Raw genomic sequence first — 21,109 nt, forward strand, 5'->3', positions numbered from 1 at the left:
ATTACCACCCCTGCAAAAATTTTCACTGTAAAAGGTCCTATATTTTATGGAAAAGCGGAGGTATAGGGTAATTATGAAGTCGGTAAAGCAAGAAAGTGGGCATGCCCATACAGTAGAGGCCGTATTACAGCGGATAGGCAGTGACCGTCTGGGATTGACCCAGAGCGAGGCAGAGCAACGCCTTCAGCAGTATGGTCCCAACCGGCTCACCCCGCCTAAGAGAAGGGGACCCATAGAACGCTTTCTGGTCCAATTTCATAATGTGCTCATTTATGTGCTGCTTGCCGCCGCTGTTGTCACCGCTTTGCTCGCCCATTGGGTAGATACGGGGGTCATTCTCGGGGTCGTGGTGCTCAATGCCCTGATTGGTTTTATTCAGGAAGGAAAAGCTGAGCAGGCGCTAGAGGCCCTCCGCCACCTCCTTTCGCCCCAAGCCAGCGTATTACGGGATGGTCGGCATAGGATGATACCTGCTGAGCAGTTGGTCCCTGGCGATGTGGTTACCCTACAGTCAGGGGATAAGGTGCCCGCAGATCTTCGCCTTATCCGGGTGAAGAACTTACGCATTGAGGAAGCCGCCCTGACCGGAGAATCCATGCCGGTGGAAAAGGCCCTTGAACCCGTTGCCGAAAATGCGTCTTTGGGGGATCGGACTAACATGGCTTATTCTGGCACCTTGGTTACCTACGGGACGGCGGAAGGGGTAGTCGTTGCCACGGGGGATCATACCGAGATCGGACGTATTAGCGCCATGCTAGGGCAGGTACAAACCTTGACCACGCCTTTGCTGCGGCAGATGGCTGTGTTTGGCCGCTGGTTAACGGCGGTTATCTTAGGGGTGGCGGCGGCGGTTTTTGCCTTTGGGGTAGGGGTCCGAGGTTATTCTTTTCATGAGATGTTTCTTGCCGCTGTAGGGCTTGCGGTGGCAGCCATTCCGGAAGGATTGCCCGCCATTATGACCATTACCTTGGCAATGGGGGTCCAGCGCATGGCCCGGCGTAATGCCATTATTCGTCGTCTTCCCGCAGTGGAGACTTTAGGTTCTGTCAATGTGATCTGTTCTGACAAAACGGGCACCTTGACCCGGAATGAGATGACGGTGCGCACGGTGATCACCGCAGACGCTGGGTTTGAGATCAGTGGGGTAGGGTATAACCCCCATGGCGGGTTTAGCCAGCAAGGCCAGATTATCCTGATGGATGATTATCCTGGATTAGGAGAGCTTTGCCGTGCTGGCCTACTTTGCAATGATGCGATCCTCCACAATGTGGAAGCTACCTGGGTCATTCAAGGGGATCCCACTGAAGCGGCTTTAGTGAGCCTGGCGATGAAGGCGAATTTGTTACCGGAATGGGAACGGGAGGAATGGCAGCGTGTTGATGTGATTCCCTTTGAATCAGAACACCGCTTCATGGCGACTCTGCATCATGATCGGGTGGGCCATGCTTTCATCTATCTCAAAGGGGCTCCTGAGCAGGTTTTGGAAATGTGTCACCATCAGCGTAGCCGGGGTGAAGATGAGCCGTTGGATCTACCCTATTGGCATGATCGTATTCTAGAGATGGCAAGCCGGGGTGAGCGGGTATTAGCGGTGGCTTTTCGGGTGACCCACACTGACCACTGTAATTTGCGCTTTGAGGATGTACAAGAGGGGCTGACCCTGTTGGGACTATTTGGAATTATCGATCCCCCCCGGGAGGAAGCCATTGCTGCGGTCAAGGAGTGTCAGGAAGCGGGAATCCGGGTCAAGATGATTACCGGAGATCATCTCTTGACTGCCCAGGCCATCAGTCGGCAACTGGGCCTTAAACATAGTGATCAGGCTCTAGCTGGTACAAAGTTGGAGGTCATGGATGATGAGACCCTCCGTAATGTGATTTTGGATGTGGATGTTTTCGCGCGGGCTAGCCCTGAACATAAGCTCCGTCTAGTCAAGGCCTTGCAGTCTCAAGGACGGGTTGTGGCCATGACCGGCGATGGCGTTAACGATGCACCTGCGTTGAAGCGGGCTGATGTGGGCATTGCCATGGGTCAAAAGGGTACGGAGGTGGCGAAGGAGGCTGCCGAAGCCGTGCTCGCCGATGATAATTTTGCCTCCATTGCCCAAGCGGTGAAGGAAGGGCGTACCGTCTATGACAATCTGAAGAAAGCCATCCTTTTTATTTTACCTACCAATGGGGGCGAAGCCATGGCCTTGGTCGCCGCCATTCTATTGGGCTATATGCTCCCCATTACTCCGGTGCAGATCCTATGGATTAATATGGTCACCGCAGTCACCCTTGCTCTGGCCCTTGCTTTTGAGCCCCCAGAGGGCAATGTCATGCGTCGTCCCCCCCGGGAGCCAGGGGAGCCGGTGTTATCCGGGTTTTTAGTTTGGCGGATTGTCTTTGTTTCGGTCATTTTGGTGGTAGGCACTTTCGGGCTCTTCCTGTGGTATCGCGAGCAGGGTGCCCCTATTGAATATGCCCGTACCATAGCCGTGAATACCTTGGTGATGTTCGAGATCTTCTATCTTCTCAACACCCGCTATATGACTAACTCCGTCTTATCCCGAGAGGGCCTGTTGGGTAACCGTTACGTCTTGATAGCTATTGCCGTAGTAGTAGGGCTTCAGTTGCTATTTACCTATACCGGACCGATGCAGCAACTATTTGCCAGCGTGGCTCTAGGCCTCCATGATTGGGGCTGGATTGTGCTGGTCACCTCTTCCGTATTTGTGCTCGTGGAACTAGAGAAATCCTTTTTAAGGAGAAGGAAAGAAAAGGCCCCGCCCCGGAGAGTTGAACCGCCTGTGGCGGCATTTGAGAGGTTTAAGCCCCGGAGAGTCTGGCCAGCGGCGCTCATTCTTCTACTGCTTGGCGTGGGGGTAGGCAGTTGGATATGGGTTCAGTTCGAGGGAGAGGAAAAAGAAGCGATAGTGGTGGCGGAAGCAGAAAGACAGGCGCGGCCACCTGCCGAGCCCCTGCCGGACACGCAGACTCCGGGGGTAAAAACGCCTTCTGACAGGGAGACGACGCCTGCCCCCCAGCAGCCTGAAGTGGCGGCAATACCGCTGCCGGAGAAAGAGAAGGAAGTACCGGAAAGGCCTGAAATGGTCCCTAAGCCCCCCATAAAGGAAGTGGAAGAAGAACCGGAGCAGATTGAAGTGTCTCCAGCGGCAAAGACAGTGACTGTCCAGCCGGGCGATACCCTCTCCCAGATCGCTGCACGTGCCTACGGCGATCCCACTCAATGGCCGCTTATCTATGAAGCCAATCGGGGCAAGATTGAGAACCCTAACGTCATCATCCCAGGCATGGAGCTGACTCTTCCCCCTGCACCTAAAAATCAGGACTAATCTGGACAGGCGGGCTAAACACCTAGCTAGCTAGTTAATTAAGAGTAACTTTACTAAGCTTTAAATTTAATAGAAGCCGTTTGAATTTATGTTCCAGGAGTGGAGAAGGCGCGATGGGGTCAAAACAAGAGGCGGATTCTGAAACCAGGGCAAGGCAAGCGGAAACCCAGGCAATGCAGGAATGGGAAGAGCACGAGGTCAGGGAAGAAGAAAATGAGGCCATGGAAATGACGGAAAAGGCCTATCCTCGGAAGAAGCTGACCTTGGATGAAATGATGTTTTATGGTTTGCTCATCCTTTCGGTGGTAGGGGTTGCAATCACCCAGTCTTCTGTCATTGTGGGTCGCGCCTATTGGCTGGCCATGATACCGATTATTGCGGCCACTACCCTCTATGTAGAGTGGATAAGGGGCCGTGGACAGGGAATGAGATGGCGAACGCTACTGCGAACCCAACTTTTCCACTGGGGAGCGCTTTTGGTTTCTGTAGAGTTGGTGTACATGCTTTTCAATTTTGGCCGGCTCAGCAATGAAGCTGTAAGCTTAATGATTCTCCTGTTGCTGGCGCAGACGACTTTTCAGGTAGGCGTGTACGTGGATTGGCGGTTTTCCATAGTAGCCCTGTTCCAGGCTTTTTCTCTCATCGTGCTGGCTTATTTGAAAGCTTATATATGGATAATATTGTTAGTTGCTATCGGGATAATCGCCTTGGGGATTTATTTCCGTAGAAAATTTCCAGAAAAATTTTCATTTCCCCACCGCAGTCGCTTTTAATCGTTAGAAAAACGTCCTGGCGTGTAAAAGTGGACATTGCTAGGTCACCCATGATCGTTGGGGCTTTCGGTGGCGGGCATCTTGCTCGCATGCTCACCCACTGCTTATGACTCAGTCTTTGTACACATTACTAGCAACTACGTAATTCTTACTGCCTGATATGCGTCTTGTTCGCGACTGGTTTCAGCGTCACTTTTCCAATCCTCAGGTAGCGGGCCTGGCCTTGTTACTTGTCGTTAGTTTTGCCACTGTGATCTTCATGGGACACATATTGGCGCCGGTGTTGGCTAGCCTGGTGATCGCCTATCTGCTCGAGGGAATCGTGGGGTATCTGGAGCGACGACGTTGTCCTCGCTGGCTAGCCGTGCCTTTGGTGTTTGTGGCTTTCATGGTGGCCTTTTTTGGGGACATCTTCGGGGTGATACCCTTGCTCTCACAGCAGGTTACCCAGTTTTTCCAACTCTTGCCGACCATGATTGCTCGGGGGCATGAACTTTTATTGAGCCTGCCTGAGCATTATCCCGATTTATTCTCCGAGGCGCAGGTCAATAATCTGGTGAGCGCTATCCACGTTGAGGTGGCCCAATTAGGGCAAGAGGTGCTTTCCTGGTCCCTGGCGTCAGTGACGAGCCTTATTACGTTGGGGATGTACCTGGTGTTGGTACCGTTACTGGTGTTTTTCTTCCTCAAGGACAAGGACCGCCTTATTGAATGGTGTAAATCTTACCTTCCGCAGGAGCGAAAATTGATAGCTGAAGTCTGGGGCGAGGTAGATTTTCAGATCGCCAACTATGTTCGCGGTAAATGCATCGAGATCCTGATTGTCTGGGCAGTGAGTTTTATCACCTTTTATGTCTTAGGCTTGCGGTTTTCTATGCTGCTGAGTGTGCTCATGGGCTTGTCGGTTCTTATTCCCTATATTGGCGCGATGGCGATCACTTTACTGGTGGCGTTTGTGGCTTATTTTCAATGGGGATTGAGTACTGAATTTGCTGAAGTGCTTGGCGCCTGTGTCATCATCCAGTTTTTGGATGGCAATGTGTTGGCGACCTTATTGTTTGCCGAAGTGGTGGATTTGCATCCTGTGGCGGTGATTGTGGCCATTGTGGTTTTTGGTGGAGTGTGGGGATTGTGGGGGCTCTTCTTTGCAATACCGCTTGCCACCATCATACAGGCGGTGCTCAAGGCCTGGCCCAAAGTCCCCCCTGTAGAAGAACGGCCTCCACTGCTAAAACGTTGGGGTATTTCCTTGCTAGGACGACAACGGTCGCGGTGAGGTAGGGTATTGTATGCGGCAGCCGTGTTCGCCAGCCGCTTATCCTTAAAGCCAGTGGGGGCAAGATCATACCAATTTAGCAAAAGGCTGCAATTTATTAAGGTTATAACTGGTTGTTTATACTAAGCCTATACAATGCAAAGTTACGTGAAATTGGTATCAAGGTCCCTAGCGTAATAGTTCCAGGCATGGGGCTGACTCTTCCCCTTGCATCTAAAAATCAGAACTAATGGGGTTGGCATAATCTATAGAAGGTAAGTGGTGTCTGTCACCGTGACCCTTTGCTCGAGGCTATTTCCGCATATTGGGGAGAGGCCGTATATGGTGCCGTTTGAAAATGTCTTTTATGAGATTGGTGCTCTGCTGGGGGTGGCTGCCGCGGGCGGCGTTTTGGCAATCCTGTTGCGCCAGCCGCTGATCGTCGCTTTCATTGCCGTTGGCATCATCGTAGGACCCACGGGTTTTGGGTGGGTGGTTGCCAGCGATCAAGTGGATTTGCTTGCCAAGTTGGGGATTGCCCTGTTGCTGTTCGTAGTCGGTCTAAAGCTCGATCCGCACATCATCCGGACAATGGGGCCGGTGGCGCTGGCGACGGGACTTGGCCAGGTTGTATTCACTTCGGTAGTTGGCTATCTCATCGCCCTCGCTTTAGGGATGGCGCCGGTGTCCGCGCTCTATGTGGCCGTGGCGCTTACTTTCTCCAGTACCATTATCATTGTCAAATTGTTATCGGATAAGCGCGAGGTGGACTCTTTGCATGGTCGGATCGCCATCGGCTTTCTCATCGTGCAGGATATCATGGTGGTGCTGGTGATGATCGGCTTGACGGCTTTTGGCCAGGCTGGTGATGCGCTCAGCCTGGGCCGGGAGGCGTTGCTAGTGCTCGCCAAGGGAGCGGCGATGCTGGCAGTCGTCGGCTTGCTGATGCGCTATGTTTTGCCACCGTCATTGCACCGGTTGGCGCGTTCACCCGAGCTACTCGTGCTTTTCTCCATCGCCTGGGCAATACTCGGGGCGTCAGCGGGGGATACCCTAGGCTTCAGCAAAGAGGTTGGGGCCTTTCTGGCCGGGGTATCAATTGCCGCCACTCCGTACCGCGAACTGGTTGCCGCGCGTCTTGTCAGCTTGCGGGATTTCCTGCTGTTGTTTTTTTTCATCGACCTCGGTGCGAGCCTGAATATAAGCACTTTGGGCGCACACTTGGAGGCATCTGCGGTGCTCTCGCTCTTTGTGCTAATCGGCAATCCCTTCATCGTCATGGCCATCATGGGGGCGATGGGCTATCGCAAACGCACCGGTTTTCTCGCGGGTCTAACTGTGGCCCAGATCAGTGAATTCTCGCTGATTCTGGGAGCTTTGGGGCTAAACCTGGGCCACATTGACCAGGAGACGATGGGGCTTATCACCCTGGTGGGCTTGATCACCATCAGTCTCTCGACTTATATGATTCTTTACTCTCACCCCCTGTACGAACGATTGGCTCCTTGGCTAGGAATGTTCGAGCGTAAAGTGGCGCACCGCGAAGAGGGCGTTGCGGCAGCAATCAATGGCGATACGTACGCGTTCCTCTTTGGCTTGGGACGTTTTGGCGCGGGGATCGCCCAGATCCTGCAGAAGCGCGGCTGCCGAGTGCTTGCAGTGGATTTCGACCCCGATCTGGTGCGCCGGCATGCTGGCGAAGGGTATATGACTCGGTACGGGGATGCCGAAGACCCTGAATTCGTCGCCTCCCTGCCCCTTGAGCGGGTGCCCTGGGTTGTCAGCACCGTGCGGGAACGGAGTGTGAACCGGACTCTGTTGCACACGCTACGCCAGCAAGGTTTCCGGGGTCGAGTGGCAGTGGCTGCCAATGGCCAGCACGAAGCTGAGCTGTTTCGGCGCGAGGGCGCGGATCTTGTCCTGGTGCCTTATTTCGACGCGGCCAGAGAGGCGGTTGACCACCTGCTGGAGCTTGGTGCCGTGGGGAGCCATCCAGGCGACAGCCCTAAGGAATCGACGGGTGCTTGATCTATCCTGTAGAGCTTTGACTCCTATTTTAATTAATGCAATGGAGGGGAGTTATGAAGGTCTTGATGGCAAGCGATTTTTCCACAGGTTCCGATCTTGCTCTCGACCGGGCTACGTTTCTTGTGCGTCAATACCAGGCGCAACTTGTGTTGTTGCATGTATTGGAAGCAAGTGATAGTAGCCTAGTTGGCGCTCTACCAGCACTCGATCGACTCCGTCAAGAAATGGAAACGGCTCTACGCAATAAGGCAGCCTCTAAAGGAATCCAGTGCGAGATTAGGGTGCGGATTGGCAAGGATTTCGTGGATATTATTCTTGAGGCCCGAGAAAGACAAGTTGATCTTATCATTGTTGGTGCCCATGGACGTCACTATATCAAGGACGCTCTCTTTGGAACCACGGCTGAACGGGTGATAAGTAAGGGCGATCGGCCAATACTAGTAGTAAAGCGGCCAGCTCAGGGACCCTACATGCGAGTGTTAGTTGGAATTGATTTTTCACCCGAGTCCCGAAACGCTTTAGAGTATGCTATGAAAATTTTCCCTCAGGCCGAACTTTATATTTTGAATGTCTGTGGCTTGGTATATGAGGGAAAACTGAGACAGGTCGGCTTGAGGGACGAAGAAATCCTTTCGCTTGACAATGTTGAATACATGCGCCATCTAAAAGAATTAGACCGCTTTCTTTCTGGGACTGCGGCCTATTCGATAGCAAAACGACTGGTAGCCAAAGGTTACCCGGCAACCATTATACTAGCCCAAGCTGCACACCTTAAGGCAGATCTTATCGTGGTCGGCACCCGGGGTGCTTCGGGATTGAAATATATTTTGATAGGCAGTGTGGCCAGGCATATACTGCGTGACGCAGACTGCGATGTGCTCGCTGTGCGTTGCGAGAGGCCCAGTTTCGAGCTTCCCTAGAAGTTTTTCCTTCTCGATTGCCAAGCTAAGGTATTGCTATCTAGTGAATGATGGTCACGGGTCCAGTGGCATGACGCACGACTTTCTCGCTTACGCTGCCAAGCAACAGAGCCTCAAAGCGTGAGAGGCCGCGCCGGCCCATGACCGTTATTGAGCTGGGATATTTTTCCAGGTATTGGATAATTTCTGTGGCCGGGTCACCTGAGAGGCTCTCTTCTTTAATTTCTCCCTCTTTGCCGCCAAGAGCTTGGTAGGTTTTGTCAAAAATTTTGCGCGCCGCTTCTTTCTTGAGCTGTTCGATATCTTCCTCTTCTGGGTGGGTAATGCGAAGAAAATCAAAATTGCCGCCCGAGCGTGTCGTAAACACATAGACTAGGGTCATTTTGCTTCCCATCGCTTTAGCCAGGTCGGATGCAAAGCGTGCCGCCCGTAGGGAGTTTTCTGAGCCGTCTACCGGTACAATAATGTCATTGAATTCAGCACTCATAATGATGGCTCCTTAATATTAATTAGCTGCTCGAGTGGCGGTTCTAAATCAAAATCTCCTGGAAAAGCCAAGAACCCATCCATTACTATATCTATAGTCGTTTTTTGTCCTCAGTGCCAATAGGATTTTTATCCGGGACGTCCATCTACCCTCGGTCGCCATAAAATAGTGGTGTAGCGGAATACAAAAAGCCCAAAAGCGGCAATCCAGAGGCCGCCGGAAAGTAGTAAAACCACCATCATATGGGCAGGGAGTAGCAGCGGGCCCCCGATCCGGACAATAGCCCCCAGTGTGAGCAATACATAAGCCCAAATCATCCCTTGGGGCAATTCCAGCCGCCGTCCTGTATGACCGAGGGCTACACGGGACATCATCCCTAGAATAAGAGTGCCCATGGCGCCGACCGTCAACAGATGGATCGCAATGCTACGGTAATCCCCCGGCAGGTAGGCATCTAATCCCTTGGTCATCAACCCGGCGCAAATCCATAAATATCCCAGGTGCAGTACCCAGAGGAGAGGACGTGATAAGGTTTTGTACCCGCCCCAGCCGAGCAGGCGCGCTAGGTTGAGTCCCCCTGCAGTGAGTGCGATGACACCCATCAACGGGCTCACGCCGGTGATCGCTTCTATAATTAAAATTGCAGCGACAGAGCCGATGGCTAGGCGATCGAGCCAGGGAAATTGACGGATAGGGGTTTGAGGGAGGGCATTGCGAGTGAAAAAAGGAATCACCCGGCCGCCAATGATTACCATCAATAGGGTAATGACATTGACCGTGGCTTGCAGGGCTGGTGCAATGACTGTAGGAAAATAACCTGCTCCACCCAGGTGGACGAGTAAATTGCAGCTCGCCAAAATTCCCAATATTCCAATCAGGGGAAGACTGCGAGTATTCCCTGTAGCAATGATAGGTCGGGCGATAAAAAACATTAGGCAGGGAATAAAGGCCATATCGACTGTGATGACGATGAGGGGAGGCAGCGTATTTCCCAAAAGCATGACGGTTCGTCCTGCTAGCCATAATAGGACAAGCAGAAGCAAGGAAGGCCCAGTAGCCGTAGGGCGCCCGGTCCAGTTTTGGGCTGCGGTCAAAAGAAATCCCGCAATAATGGCGGACACAAAGCCAAACAACATCTCATGGGCATGCCAGTAGGGAAGGGGGAAGTATCCATTGAGGTACCACTGACCCTTTAATAGCAATAGCCATAAAAGCATCCAGAGACCGCTCATCAAGGCCCCAAGCCAGAAAAAGGGCCGGAAGCCGGTACCCAGGAAAGTCCACCGAGGACGCCGAAAGGCGGTGTTAGTCATAGGAGTAGATGAAGACATAGATTTTTAGCTCCTGTAAACAACAGGTGAAATCAGAACTATTTTCTTTTATTTTCTAACTATTTGTTATAAAAAGAAAAATTGACAATTCTTTAGTGTTTCGCTAAGGTATTTTCAGGTCATCATACAACAACAGCAAGGAGTATGCATTATGAAGGGCGATAAAAAGGTCATTAGCTATCTCAACAAAGTGTTGACCAATGAGTTGACGGCTATCAACCAGTATTTCCTCCATGCTCGCATGTATAAAAATTGGGGTCTTGGAAAGCTCAATGAATATGAGTACGAAGCCTCCATCGATGAAATGAAACATGCTGATCAACTGATTGAGCGAATCTTATTTCTTGAAGGGCTCCCTAATCTTCAGGAACTGGGTAAGCTCTTGATTGGGGAAGCCCCCAAAGAGGTGCTGGAATGCGATTTGAAGCTGGAAAAGGAAATATTGCCGTTGCTCAGGGAAGCTATTGCCTATTGCGAGAAGCAGAGCGACTATGTTTCTCGGGAACTGTTTGAAGAGATCTTAGATAGTGAAGAAGAACATATTGATTGGTTGGAGACTCAGTTAGAGCTTATTGAGAAGGTAGGATTGCAAAACTACCTGCAATCTCAGATGTAAATCTCCTCGAAGTTTTTCCAAAAATTACCCGCTCCGGTAGTGCTGGGGTGGGTAATCCTCTGCCTTTAAGGTCAGGGGATTTTTGTGGCCGCGATGGCTGCAAGTAGTAAGGAAAGGGTTGCGAACCCGGCCCCTGCCAGGAAGGTGGCCATAGGCCCATATCCCTCCCAAAGTAGACCTGCGATAAAACTGGCGGAAAGTGCCCCCACGCCTGTAATCAGATGAAAAACCCCAAATGCCGTCCCCCGGAGTTTGGGAGAGGTGACATCTGCCACCAGGGCGGAAAGCAGACCTTGGGTTAAACCCATATGGAGGCCCCATAACACCACCCCCGCCATGACATCCCAGATGTCTGTGGCTAGGGCTAGCACGATATCCGCGGCGATGAGGATGATAAAACCGGTGGCAAGAATGATCCATCGGTTCATCAAATCCGACAGTTTGCCGGCGGGATAGGCGGAAAGGGCATAGGCTATATTCATCACCACCATGACCAAAGGTATTAGGGCGTGGGCAAGTCCCATATTTTCAGCACGAAGTACTAAGAAAGCTTCGCTGAAGCGGGCAAGGGAGAGCCCTGCGGCAACTCCCAATAGCCACCCGTAGGGGGTGCCCATTTGACGTATCTCTGCGGCGCGGATGGGTGCTTTAGTGGGAGAGCTAGGGCGGAAAGTCGTGGGTTCTTTAACGCCGAGGATTAAAATCACAACAGCGATGAATCCCGGTATCACCGCCACCCAAAACACCATCCGAATGTCGCCTGCTAAGAGCGCCATGAGCGTCATTGCTAGGAGGGGACCGGTAAATGCCCCCACCGTATCGAGAGATTGTCGTAATCCGTAGCTGGCTCCCCGGAGGGATAGAGGTGCGATTTCTCCTATCAAGGCGTCCCGGGGGGCTCCTCGAATGCCTTTCCCTATTCGGTCAATAAAGCGGGCGGTAAATACCCAGCCTACGGACCCGGCAAGCGGGAACAAGGGTTTGGAAAAGGCGGCTAGGCTATAGCCCATGACGGTTAGCAGTTTCCGCTTGCCCAGATAATCGCTTAGGGCTCCTGAGAATACTTTGGTGATGGAGGCTGTTGCTTCAGCGATACCTTCGATGACACCCACTGACACTGCGCTTGCCCCCAGCACTGAAACCAAAAAAACGGGCAGCAGGCTGTGAATAAGCTCCGAGGAGGTGTCCATAAACAGGCTGACCAGGCCCAGTGTCCAAATACTTCTGGGAATGGCTGCTAGGCCAGAAGGAGGGGGAAACCCTGTTGGAGATGGTTTATTTGCCACTGCTCCGGATTAGATCTCTTGGATTGAAGGTGAGAAGTTCTAAACCCAGAGGGCTATTAAAGAACTATACAATAGTGAAAACATAGTTGCGTCATTAAGGCGTTAATAGGTTAATAATGGAGGAAGCTCCTTGGGAAAGTTATGCCTATCTCCCCAATGGGGAACCCGCATTTTGGCAAGCGGAGCTTGGTGATGAGCGATAAAAATCACAAAGGGCAACATCTTCGTATCACGGTGCCGCAAATTTTCATGGTAGTCGGGATTACTGCTGGTGTTGCCGTCACGCTACTCTTTTTGTGGTATGCGATACCCGTCTTGTTACTTGTTTTTGCGGGTATCTTATTGGCGATTTTGTTACATGGTTTGAGTGATTGGATCGCCCGACGTACTTTTCTTTCCTATGGCTGGTCATTGACCTTCGTCGTGCTTGATTTGATGACTCTTTTTGCTGTGGGTCTATCGTTAGTCGCTCCTGATGTTGCTGATCAAGCCTATCATCTGTCACAACAACTGCCCGAAGCATTAAAGCGTCTTGAGCAATATTTTGCCCAGTATACCTGGGGCCAAGAACTCCTTGCACTGATAGACAAGGATTTAATGCCTAGCAGAGAATTTATGTTGACTCAGGCGAGCAATATTTTTTCCTCTACATTAAATGTCCTGACCAGTTTTATTATCATTTTGTTTATTGGCCTTTATGGCGCCGCGCAGCCACGCTTGTATGTGGAGGGCATTACCCAACTTGTTCCTATTCGTAGGCGGCAACGAGTTCGGACGGTTCTGCATCAAGTGGGGCAGACCCTCCTGTGGTGGCTTTTTGGAAGAATGATTTCAATGACTATTGTGGGAATGTTGACCGTGCCCGGGTTGTGGTTGCTTGGTATTCCCCATATTTTGACGCTTGGCCTACTTGCGGGTCTTTTGACTTTTATTCCTTATATTGGTCCTGTGCTCTCGGTTGTGCCTGCTGCGCTTCTTGCCCTGTTACAGAGTCCAATACAGGTGGTTAATGTTTTATTGCTTTATCTTTTTCTACAATCCTTCGAGGGTTACCTACTCACTCCACTGGTACAAAAGCGCACGGTGGCAATGCCGCCAGTACTTACCATTTCGGTACAAGTGTTATTCGGTACCTTGCTTGGATTCTTTGGCCTGATGTTGGCAACGCCCCTGGTCGCAGCTTTGATGGTCTTGGTACGGATGCTGTACGTTGAAGATATATTGGGCAATTCGAGTAAAGAGAAGTTGTAAAAACGGGATCACCTCTTAAGCACAACCCCCCCCCTATTTTCTGCACTGCCTCATTGACAAAACTTTTGTCTGCTATCGTTATCATTTTTTATACCAATTCGTACTGACCCCGCATGTTATAATGAGGAGGTTTGAAAGCGAGTTTATGGGGAGGAGCGAGGTTGATGAGTCGCCGCCTAGAGCTAGAAATCACGGAGAGTGCCGAGGAATTAAAAGCGCTGCTTCACCAGCAGAGCGAGGTGAAACTCAAAGAACGAGTTCAGGCGTTATATTTGCTCAAGAGCGAGCAGGTCACCGAACTCAAAGCCTTGGGGAAAGTGCTAGGGCGCAATCCCTCCACCCTTTATCGCTGGTTTGAGGGGTATCGGGCCCGAGGGTTAGCAGGCTTGCTTGAGCTTGGGACGGCGCATAATGGGCGTGCCCGAGCTATACCGCCGGCGGTGGAGCAGGCCTTAAAGCAGCGTTTGAAAGAACCGCCGGGTTTTAAGAGCTATGGGGCGATTCAACAGTGGCTGAGGGAAGAATACGGGTTGCAGATTAAGTATAAAACGGTACATCAGACAGTACGTTACCGGCTCAAAGCCAAGCTCAAAGTGGCGCGCCCGAGCCACCTTCATCGAGAGGAAGCGGCGGGGGTGGACTTTAAAAAAAACTCCCGCGGCGCCTAGAAGTTTTGCCGGTCCTCTACGGGGCGGAAGACCCCGCTTTAGCGGTGCGGTATTGGTGTTACGATGAGACGCGCTTTGGGCTTAAAACCATCCCTCGGCGACTGATTACGTTGACCGGCACCAAGCCCCTAGCGCCGGTGCAATGGCAATTTAAAGCCTTCTATCTCTATGGGGCGGTGGAGCCGCTGAGCGGGGAAAGCTTCTTTTTGGAGTTCTCTCATCACGATAGCGACTGTTTTCAGATTTATTTGGATCACCTCGCTCAACGCTATCCCCACGCTCTCCATATCGTTCAACTTGATAATGCCAGCTCTCATTGGGCCAAGAAGCTGGAGTTGCCTGAGAATATCGTGTTGATGTTCCAGCCTCCCTATAGCCCCGAGCTCAACCCTATCGAGCGACTTTGGCAACACATGAAAGATCAGCTCAGTTGGGTTCTCTTTAGCACACTGGACTCCCTTCGACAGACTGTCGGGGAAATCCTCCAGGACCTCACTCCACAAACGATTCGTTCTTTAACCGGTTACCCCTTTATCCTCTCCGCTTTAAAGCATGCAAATATTTAAAGAAATGGTATTATGCGCTAAAAAAAAGTGCAATGATGATTTTTGTGTTTTTGCCCTATAGATTACGTGAAATGCCCCATTCAAACTTATCTTGATAGGAAGTATTTTCTTAAAATGTTGTTTTTTATATAAAATATAATTTGGCATGAATTGTGATTATTTTATTTTGTCAGCGACAGAAGCGGCTGTGATAGGAAGGAGTAGTGCCATGATGAGAAGACAAACCGGTTTTCGTTGTGGGCTCAAAGAGGATGATATTTTATGACCCGTGAAGGTCGTGTGGGGTTTTTTGATACACGGCGGGAAGTGGAAGTCATGTATCAGCGCTATAGGTGTAAGCAAGCGATGGTGTTCCCAAACAGGAACGGGGATGAAAAGCGGCAGGCCTAATTCTCTATCGAGGTTTTTGTTCATGTTTTGAAATCGCAGGCTATATAAACTGTGCTTATCCTCTCTCTCCCCTTAATTTGTTATGGAAAACAATTTTTAATTCTTGCTGCGGCACAAGGAGGTGCCGCTGTTTTTTTACCCGCTTAGGATACATTCGTCGTTGCCTAGATTTGGTTCTAATTTATACGCTAGGGTGAAAACCGTCAAAGAGTATCTATGATAAAGACTGGAGAGACGAAAAATGAATTGGGATGAAGAGAAAGAGGCAATATTTTATCGTGTGATTACGGATGGTGATAGGCAATATTCGATCTGGCCAGAGGACAGGGCCATCCCCAAGGGATGGCATACTACCGGGGAAGTGGGGAGCAAAGAAGAATGCTTTGATTACATCAAGGAAATATGGCTCCAAATGAGTCCTTTGAACCATGGTAAATCATTTGTGGAGGAATCTAATAGCAATGGCAGAGATTTTCTAAAAAGAGAAAGACTGTAGTGATGATTTTTTTCTTTTTTGACTTATAGAGTGTTTGAAATACCCAATTTAAATTTATCGTAGTGAGAAATTTTTATTTTAATTTTTTATTTCCTTTAATAAATATAGTTTGGCGCGAGTTATGACTATTGTTTGTTAGCTGCCAAGGTTCTTCTCTCATGCTTTAAAGTGGCAGGTTCAGATAGGTGTTGCGTTTTTGGCCATATACGGGCAGTGCCCCTAAGTAGGACGAATAAGTGCAGCGCATCCGCGAAACCCACCCCTTGCAATGGTGGAGGCGCCCTGCTTATTCTCTCTACCGGAGTTATTGCAAATACCCACCGCAACCAACCCAAGAGAGCTCTCTGCAGGGGATAGGAATTGCGGCATTTGCCGTATTCAAAGAAGATTATTTCCCTTTGCCTTGCTTTCCGGTTTAGTAAACTCGCTATTTATTGCTGGTTTACTGTTCCCCCTTTCCGCCTGGGCGGCGCAGTCCGATGGAGAGGACAAGGCTGTTGTGGAGATGGATTCGACATCGACAATGAAACTGGCCCAAGGGGAGGGGGTGAAAAAAGAAGGCGGAGCAGGGAGGAGTGAGCTCGCGCCTATGGTGGTGAGGGGAACACTGGGCGAGCAGCCCACTTACCAAGTAGACACCTCCACGGCGGGGACCAAGTTTCCATTGGAAATCAACCGCGTGCCCCAAAGCATCCAAGTAATTACCGAGGATGCTTTTGAAGACCAAAATGCTCGCAGTATCGGCGATATCATGAAACAGGTGCCTTCGGCCAACGTATTCGGGTCGCGTTTTAGTCGTTTTCCAAGCGTTAATATTCGAGGGTTTAGAAGTGACTAGACTCGCAATGGCATCCGGCAACTATTTTTTTCAGGGATCGATTTTTCTGCTCTCAGCCATATTCAGAGCATGGAGGTATTGAAAGGGCCGGGCAGCACCGTCTTTGGACAAAACGGCAATGGGGGGGAGCTCTCAATATCGTCACCAAACGCCCTTACGAGCGGTTGGGGGCCGAAGTGAGTTTCACCCGCGGGGGCTGGGAGGGATTTGACGGCGACCTTACCAGTGGTCAATGGGACTTCAACGTCCCCTTAATGTCGAGCGGGGCCTTGAAAGTACGCTTTACTGGCGAGGTGGAGCGCACCGACTCCTTCATCAATTTTCAGGATTTGGACCGGATCTGGTTCAACCGAATCAATGTTCCTGACATCGATGCGCTGAATCCGACGTTTCTCGCCGCAGCGCCGGAGATCAACCCTGGCATCATTACCTTTGGCCAGAATTTCGACGTTTGGGCGGCTACCTTTCAGGATGTGGTGTCGATTACTCCTTACTTTGATTTGATGGGCGGTTTCCGCTACACCAAGGTCAGCGGAGTACCTCGGGGAAACTTGGTAAGGCGAGTGAGATCGGGAGAAAGCGAAGTCGACAATACTTCTTTTCAAATCGGCGGCACCTTACATGTTACTGATTCAATTCATGTTTTCTCGGGGTTTGCAGAAGGTTTCCAATTCAACGTCGTCGGCCAAAAAGCCGACGGTTCAGCCTTTGATCCTGAAGAGCTCGATCAGGTGGAAGCCGGTGTCAAAGTTGATTTCCCCTGGGGGCTGAGCGGAGCGGCCTCGTTTTTTGAAATCACCCGCAGCAATGTGACCACGCCGGACCGGGAAAACCCAGGCTTTTCCGTGCAAACGGGAGAGGTTCGCTCCACGGGTGGGGAAATGGAGTTAGCCTATCAAGTCACCCCACAGTGGTATTTTCAAGGGGGCTACGCCTTTATTGATGCGGAAATCACCCAAAGCAATGCGGGCGACGAGGGTAATCGGTTTCAAAACATTCCCGAGCACCAGGCCAATCTTTGGACCCATTATCGCTTCGACAACGGCCCCTTGAGAAATCTTACCCTCTCGGCGGGGATGCAGTTTGTGGGCGACCGGCCCTTGGACAATGCCAACACCGTCGATCTTCCCGACTTTACGACCGTGGATTTGGGCGCTTCCTACACCTATCAAAACGTCAAACTGGAGTTGTTCGTCAACAACCTGCTGGATAAACATTATTTCACCGCAGCTGACTTCGGGGCGGCGGTGTTTCCCGGCGATCCCCGCTCGATTGTGGGACGGATCTCGTTGAAGTATTAGCCTCTTGGCGCAAGGATGCGCCCCGGGTTTTTCAGTGCTGCTGGGTGAATGTTGCGGGCATTAAATTCGATATCAGAACCAGCAGGCGGCGGAATAAAGTGCTGTTCGCCATGGGATGGTGGGACTGTGTAGGATGGGTAGAGGCGATAGCCGAAACCCATCACATTTTCTGCCCATAATTAATGGGTTTCGCTGCACTCTACCCATCCTACCCCCGTTATTGCAAGGGAGTAAACCGGATTAAGCATAGCGTATCCGCCAAAACTTTTTTGTTTTTTGCCCTATAGGGTGCGTGAAATGCCTGATTTAAATTTGTTGTGATGGGCATATTTTTTATTAATTTTTTGTTTTTATTAATAAATTTTATTTGGCATGAATTGTGGTTATTTTATCTTGTCAGCGACAGAAGCGGCTGTGATAAGAAGGAGTATTGCCATGATGAGAAGACAAGCCCGTTTTCGCTGCGTGGCCCAAAGAGGATGGTATTTTATGACCCGCGAAGGTCGTGTGGGGTTTTTTGATACACGGCGGGAAGCGGAAGTTATGTATCAGCGCTATGCCCGTGAGAAAGTAATGACCTACAAAAGGAAACGAGAAAAAGGGAGCAAAGAATTTAGGCCAATCATCTAATTAGGGCAATGGGCATTTCTGGAGTGAGTCGGTGGTGCGATGCAACCTCCCTTTCTATCTGTCCGGAAAGGGTTCGTGAAAAATCAGAGTGTACCCCTTCTTCGTACATCACCGGCTCACTCCGGAAATGCCCTCCAGACTTCACTCCTGCCGAAGTCTTTGATTCATGCTTTGAAGTTGTAGATATAAGCAGAGCCTCCATATTTGCTTATCTTTCCTCTTCTCTTGGCTTGTTGTTATGGAAAACGGTTTTAATTCTTGCCGCGGCACAAGGAAGTGCCGCTCATTTTTTCCAACGGATAACCCAATTTAGAATATAGCGTTCCCCAAATAAATGAGATACGAATATCGACCTGGCAGGACCTTAATTCTCAGTCTAACCGTCTCTCTCCTATTGTTGTACGCTAGCCTGCCGATCTGCGTTGTGGGTTAATTTGTCGAGCTGCTTGGCGTTCAGTCTTGATTCGCCCCATCCAGGCTTGGGCTTGGGTGCGGGGGGTGTACAAATAACTGTGGGTGGTGCTCAAAAAGTAATGCTTTGAGTTTGTGAAAACAGAGCGACTCCGTTGTAATAGGAAGCGACCAAACTTTCTTCACAAGGAGTCGCTCTGATGAACAACTTGCGTTGCCCACGTTGCGAATTATCGCACATTAAGAAAAACGGTCGCACCCACTACAGTAAACAAAATCACGCCTGTCTGAACTGCGGGCGGCAGTTTGTGGCCGACGCCCATCGTATTGACGAGACCACGCGCGCCTTGGTTAAAAAATTGCTGCTAGAGCGGCTGTCGTTGCGAGGCATTTGTCGGGTACTGGAGGTGAGTTTGACGTGGTTGCTGCAGTTTATCGATGAGCTATACGCGCACTTGCCTGATGACCTGGGTGTTCAATCGGTCTCACCCGATCGGGCCATTGAGATGTTTTGTTTAGAAGTCCAAGCCGATGAATTATGGAGCTTTGTTGGCTGTAAAGCGAACAAGCAATGGCTCTGGCTGGCGCTCGATCCCTGCTCGCGCCAAGTATTGGCCTTCTATGTTGGTGACCGCTCACGGATGGCGTACCCGCGATGGGTAAGATTGGCGGCCCATAACACCACGCGCCCCTGTTGAGGAAAATTCCCAACTAAAGCCAGCCCGGTTATTTTGCTGCCCGGATCAACCTTAAATTCAACCGGCTGCGGGTTGGGATCAACCCTATATTTCAGGATGATCGTAAATGGCTGCATCCGATAAACCGCGGCCTTCCCGTCTCGCAACAGCCGTCTTGCCCTTGCTGGGCTGCATGGCATCAACGGTTTTCTATCAGTGTCTAATACAAAAACTCTATTCATTAGCTTTCGCTACTCTAAAAGTTAGGGTTCTCTCGCCAATGTTTGAAGGGTCGTTCAGTCTCGGCATTCGCTCCTGTGTCGCTCCGTAGTTCATTGCCTTTGACCTCAGTGCCTGGGGCTGAGAAATGCACCCCAGGGTGAGTCGCTTTCGCTTCAACTTCAAACGTAGCCCCGAAGGGCTGAGGCTGGTTGAGCCAACCAACTCATTCGGAAAGTTCAGGACGAACTTGGAGAATGAGTTAGGCGACGACTCAACTAATCAGTCCGCTCCCTGATTCTGGGTTACCATACGCCGGATTTTCCGTACCCCCAGGGCGACTAGTAGGGCCACCACCGGGATTGAAATACCGATGGCCAAATCAGGGTTGATAGGTAAATGAGCCGCTTTGGCTGCTTTGGCAAGGTAACCTACCAGGCCCACCACATAATAAGTGATTGCCGCTACTGAAAGACCTTCCACCGTTTCTTGCAAGTGGAGCTGGAGCTTGGCCCGTTTTGCCATGGAAGAGAGAACCTGCTGATTCTGGTGCTCAAGGGAAATATTGACTCGGGTGCGTAATAACTCACTCGCCCGGCCGATACGCCGGGATAGATTTTCCTGTAGCCGGAGCACCGTCTCACAGGTATGCATTGCCGGCCCCATGCGCCGCTCGCAGAATTCTTTAAAGGTCTGCATTCCTTGGGCTCGCAACTCACGCAATTCACTAATGCGCCGCTGCACCAGCTCATAGTAAGCCTGAGCGGCGGTGATGCGATACTGGATGGAAGAGGCCATGCTTTCGGTGGTCGCCGCTAACTTCGTCAGCTGATCCAGAAGCGCTGGTTCTTCCTCGGTGGTGGCCGAGGCGATGGCTTCGGTAATCTTGGCTAATTCTTGCTCAGCGCGCCCCAACTTCGGCATGGTTCTGCGCGCCAGTGGGTAGGTGGGCAGTGCTTGCATGAGATAGGACTCAATTTCCAGCAACCGTTGTACCATCCGCCCGGCCTGACGTGGGGTGAGGCTAATGTCTTTGATGATAAATCGGCTAAAGCCGTCCCCATGGATACGAAAGTCGGCGTAAGCAATGGCCGCCCCTTCGCCGGTGCGGGCGCCGGTGAGCACATTACCCTCAAATAGATCTGCCAGCTCATCAGGACTGCGTGGTTTTTCGGGCATGGGATAGATGGCCAGGTGGGCAGCGACTAGGGTTTGTCCTGGTAACCCTGCTAGCCAGTCTTGGGGCACGCTTTCGATGACGGTGTTGGCGAAGGGTTCCTGGAAGGGGCCGCGCCGAAAAAAAGTGTAGCTGGTGAATTCCGTATGCTTCTGCCATTTGAGGCGAAATGGACCCAGATCGATGCGAAAGTGATTGCTTTTTGGAACTAGGATGGGGTGGCCAAAGCGGGCGCAAATCTCGGCGAGTTTTTCCCGTTCCAGCCCTTCCCTTCCAGGATCCGAGGTAAGCACAAGGTGTGATACTTGCTCCGGGGGAACGAGTGATTCTGGCGGCCGGGCGTGCAGTTCGTTGTTGAGTAACCACCGTTGAGGATGATCGGCAGGTATCGTCATAAGTCTAGGTTTGGGCTTGCTTCTGGTGAGGTAAAACTTCTGATTTTACCGAATTTT

The 21,109-nt window shown here is 50.9% G+C and carries 19 protein-coding genes and 1 pseudogene; 15 read left to right on the forward strand and 5 right to left on the reverse strand.

What is annotated here, in order from left to right; all coding sequences use genetic code 11:
• The first annotated feature begins 73 nt into the window (after positions 1–73).
• The 5 genes from NHAL_RS08850 to NHAL_RS08870 all read left to right on the forward strand — a co-directional run bounded on the left by NHAL_RS08850 (position 74) and on the right by NHAL_RS08870 (position 8,313).
• Positions 74–3,337: an HAD-IC family P-type ATPase gene (locus NHAL_RS08850; RefSeq protein ID WP_013032832.1), complete on the forward strand. Its 3,264-nt coding sequence runs from the start codon at positions 74–76 to the stop codon at positions 3,335–3,337.
• A 113-nt stretch (positions 3,338–3,450) separates the two neighbouring features.
• Complete coding sequence (locus NHAL_RS08855; RefSeq protein ID WP_013032833.1) at positions 3,451–4,110, forward strand: hypothetical protein; 660 nt, start codon at positions 3,451–3,453, stop codon at positions 4,108–4,110.
• Positions 4,111–4,270: 160 nt separating this feature from the next.
• A complete protein-coding gene (locus NHAL_RS08860) occupies positions 4,271–5,386 on the forward strand; it encodes an AI-2E family transporter (protein WP_013032834.1) in 1,116 nt (371 codons plus the stop codon).
• Positions 5,387–5,707: 321 nt separating this feature from the next.
• On the forward strand, positions 5,708–7,393 hold the full coding sequence (locus NHAL_RS08865) for a cation:proton antiporter (RefSeq protein ID WP_013032835.1): 1,686 nt from the start codon (positions 5,708–5,710) through the stop codon (positions 7,391–7,393).
• A 53-nt stretch (positions 7,394–7,446) separates the two neighbouring features.
• Entirely contained in the window at positions 7,447–8,313 is an 867-nt protein-coding gene (locus NHAL_RS08870; RefSeq protein ID WP_013032836.1) for a universal stress protein, read from the forward strand.
• A gap of 40 nt (positions 8,314–8,353) precedes the next feature.
• Here the strand turns inward: NHAL_RS08870 and NHAL_RS08875 are convergent, their stop codons facing one another.
• Together NHAL_RS08875 and NHAL_RS08880 are read right to left on the reverse strand one after the other, a co-directional pair.
• Positions 8,354–8,800 carry a universal stress protein gene (locus NHAL_RS08875; protein WP_013032837.1) on the reverse strand — a complete coding sequence of 149 codons (447 nt, stop codon included), beginning with the start codon at positions 8,798–8,800 and terminating at the stop codon, positions 8,354–8,356.
• A gap of 128 nt (positions 8,801–8,928) precedes the next feature.
• Entirely contained in the window at positions 8,929–10,131 is a 1,203-nt protein-coding gene (locus NHAL_RS08880) for an NnrS family protein (RefSeq protein WP_013032838.1), read from the reverse strand.
• A 151-nt stretch (positions 10,132–10,282) separates the two neighbouring features.
• On the opposite strand from NHAL_RS08880, the gene bfr reads away from it, so the two are divergent.
• On the forward strand, positions 10,283–10,747 hold the full coding sequence (gene bfr / locus NHAL_RS08885; RefSeq protein WP_013032839.1) for a bacterioferritin: 465 nt from the start codon (positions 10,283–10,285) through the stop codon (positions 10,745–10,747).
• 71 nt (positions 10,748–10,818) lie between these two features.
• Here the strand turns inward: bfr and NHAL_RS08890 are convergent, their stop codons facing one another.
• Complete coding sequence (locus tag NHAL_RS08890; protein ID WP_013032840.1) at positions 10,819–12,033, reverse strand: MFS transporter; 1,215 nt, start codon at positions 12,031–12,033, stop codon at positions 10,819–10,821.
• A gap of 192 nt (positions 12,034–12,225) precedes the next feature.
• On the opposite strand from NHAL_RS08890, the gene NHAL_RS08895 reads away from it, so the two are divergent.
• From NHAL_RS08895 to NHAL_RS08930, 9 genes and pseudogenes are all read left to right on the forward strand, one after another.
• Entirely contained in the window at positions 12,226–13,284 is a 1,059-nt protein-coding gene (locus tag NHAL_RS08895) for an AI-2E family transporter (RefSeq protein ID WP_013032841.1), read from the forward strand.
• Between the two features lie 164 nt (positions 13,285–13,448).
• Positions 13,449–13,952 (forward strand): helix-turn-helix domain-containing protein, encoded by a 504-nt coding sequence (locus NHAL_RS21895; protein ID WP_041354723.1) that lies wholly within the window; start codon positions 13,449–13,451, stop codon positions 13,950–13,952.
• Positions 13,953–13,957: 5 nt separating this feature from the next.
• Positions 13,958–14,518, forward strand: a complete 561-nt coding sequence (locus tag NHAL_RS21900; protein WP_157862509.1) for an IS630 family transposase — start codon at positions 13,958–13,960, stop codon at positions 14,516–14,518.
• Positions 14,519–14,779: 261 nt separating this feature from the next.
• Entirely contained in the window at positions 14,780–14,908 is a 129-nt protein-coding gene (locus NHAL_RS22235) for a hypothetical protein (RefSeq protein WP_013032842.1), read from the forward strand.
• Positions 14,909–15,149: 241 nt separating this feature from the next.
• On the forward strand, positions 15,150–15,404 hold the full coding sequence (locus tag NHAL_RS08915) for an MbtH family protein (protein ID WP_013032843.1): 255 nt from the start codon (positions 15,150–15,152) through the stop codon (positions 15,402–15,404).
• A gap of 589 nt (positions 15,405–15,993) precedes the next feature.
• Positions 15,994–16,422, forward strand: a pseudogene (locus tag NHAL_RS22445) (TonB-dependent receptor plug domain-containing protein).
• Entirely contained in the window at positions 16,419–17,543 is a 1,125-nt protein-coding gene (locus NHAL_RS08920; protein ID WP_238985484.1) for a TonB-dependent siderophore receptor, read from the forward strand. Before NHAL_RS22445 ends, NHAL_RS08920 begins: the two are co-directional and overlap by 4 nt.
• A gap of 435 nt (positions 17,544–17,978) precedes the next feature.
• On the forward strand, positions 17,979–18,173 hold the full coding sequence (locus NHAL_RS08925) for a hypothetical protein (RefSeq protein WP_013032844.1): 195 nt from the start codon (positions 17,979–17,981) through the stop codon (positions 18,171–18,173).
• A gap of 611 nt (positions 18,174–18,784) precedes the next feature.
• Positions 18,785–19,282, forward strand: a complete 498-nt coding sequence (locus tag NHAL_RS08930) for an IS1 family transposase (protein WP_238985485.1) — start codon at positions 18,785–18,787, stop codon at positions 19,280–19,282.
• Here NHAL_RS08930 and NHAL_RS20360 read toward each other — a convergent pair.
• Positions 19,204–19,503, reverse strand: a complete 300-nt coding sequence (locus tag NHAL_RS20360; RefSeq protein WP_083761385.1) for an RRXRR domain-containing protein — start codon at positions 19,501–19,503, stop codon at positions 19,204–19,206. The genes NHAL_RS08930 and NHAL_RS20360 overlap by 79 nt on opposite strands.
• 259 nt (positions 19,504–19,762) lie before the next feature.
• The gene (locus tag NHAL_RS08935) at positions 19,763–21,052 is read right to left on the reverse strand and encodes a DUF3422 family protein (RefSeq protein ID WP_013032831.1); all 1,290 of its coding nucleotides are present in this window, start codon (positions 21,050–21,052) and stop codon (positions 19,763–19,765) included.
• Positions 21,053–21,109 lie beyond the last annotated feature (57 nt).

The sequence above is a fragment of the Nitrosococcus halophilus Nc 4 genome, assembly GCF_000024725.1.
Taxonomy (GTDB): Bacteria; Pseudomonadota; Gammaproteobacteria; order Nitrosococcales; family Nitrosococcaceae; genus Nitrosococcus; species Nitrosococcus halophilus.

Excerpts from the sequence above, each read along its gene's own strand:
- NHAL_RS08855 (WP_013032833.1), top strand. The coding sequence starts at position 3,451 with ATGGGGTCAAAACAAGAGGCGGATTCTGAAACCAGGGCAAGGCAAGCG.
- NHAL_RS08865 (WP_013032835.1), top strand. The coding sequence starts at position 5,708 with ATGGTGCCGTTTGAAAATGTCTTTTATGAGATTGGTGCTCTGCTGGGG.
- NHAL_RS08870 (WP_013032836.1), top strand. The coding sequence starts at position 7,447 with ATGAAGGTCTTGATGGCAAGCGATTTTTCCACAGGTTCCGATCTTGCT.
- NHAL_RS20360 (WP_083761385.1), bottom strand. The coding sequence starts at position 19,503 with ATGAATAGAGTTTTTGTATTAGACACTGATAGAAAACCGTTGATGCCA.
- NHAL_RS08895 (WP_013032841.1), top strand. The coding sequence starts at position 12,226 with ATGAGCGATAAAAATCACAAAGGGCAACATCTTCGTATCACGGTGCCG.
- NHAL_RS08880 (WP_013032838.1), bottom strand. The coding sequence starts at position 10,131 with ATGTCTTCATCTACTCCTATGACTAACACCGCCTTTCGGCGTCCTCGG.
- NHAL_RS21895 (WP_041354723.1), top strand. The coding sequence starts at position 13,449 with ATGAGTCGCCGCCTAGAGCTAGAAATCACGGAGAGTGCCGAGGAATTA.
- NHAL_RS08935 (WP_013032831.1), bottom strand. The coding sequence starts at position 21,052 with ATGACGATACCTGCCGATCATCCTCAACGGTGGTTACTCAACAACGAA.
- NHAL_RS08875 (WP_013032837.1), bottom strand. The coding sequence starts at position 8,800 with ATGAGTGCTGAATTCAATGACATTATTGTACCGGTAGACGGCTCAGAA.
- NHAL_RS22235 (WP_013032842.1), top strand. The coding sequence starts at position 14,780 with ATGACCCGTGAAGGTCGTGTGGGGTTTTTTGATACACGGCGGGAAGTG.
- NHAL_RS08850 (WP_013032832.1), top strand. The coding sequence starts at position 74 with ATGAAGTCGGTAAAGCAAGAAAGTGGGCATGCCCATACAGTAGAGGCC.
- NHAL_RS08860 (WP_013032834.1), top strand. The coding sequence starts at position 4,271 with ATGCGTCTTGTTCGCGACTGGTTTCAGCGTCACTTTTCCAATCCTCAG.
- NHAL_RS08930 (WP_238985485.1), top strand. The coding sequence starts at position 18,785 with ATGAACAACTTGCGTTGCCCACGTTGCGAATTATCGCACATTAAGAAA.
- NHAL_RS08915 (WP_013032843.1), top strand. The coding sequence starts at position 15,150 with ATGAATTGGGATGAAGAGAAAGAGGCAATATTTTATCGTGTGATTACG.
- NHAL_RS08925 (WP_013032844.1), top strand. The coding sequence starts at position 17,979 with ATGATGAGAAGACAAGCCCGTTTTCGCTGCGTGGCCCAAAGAGGATGG.
- bfr (WP_013032839.1), top strand. The coding sequence starts at position 10,283 with ATGAAGGGCGATAAAAAGGTCATTAGCTATCTCAACAAAGTGTTGACC.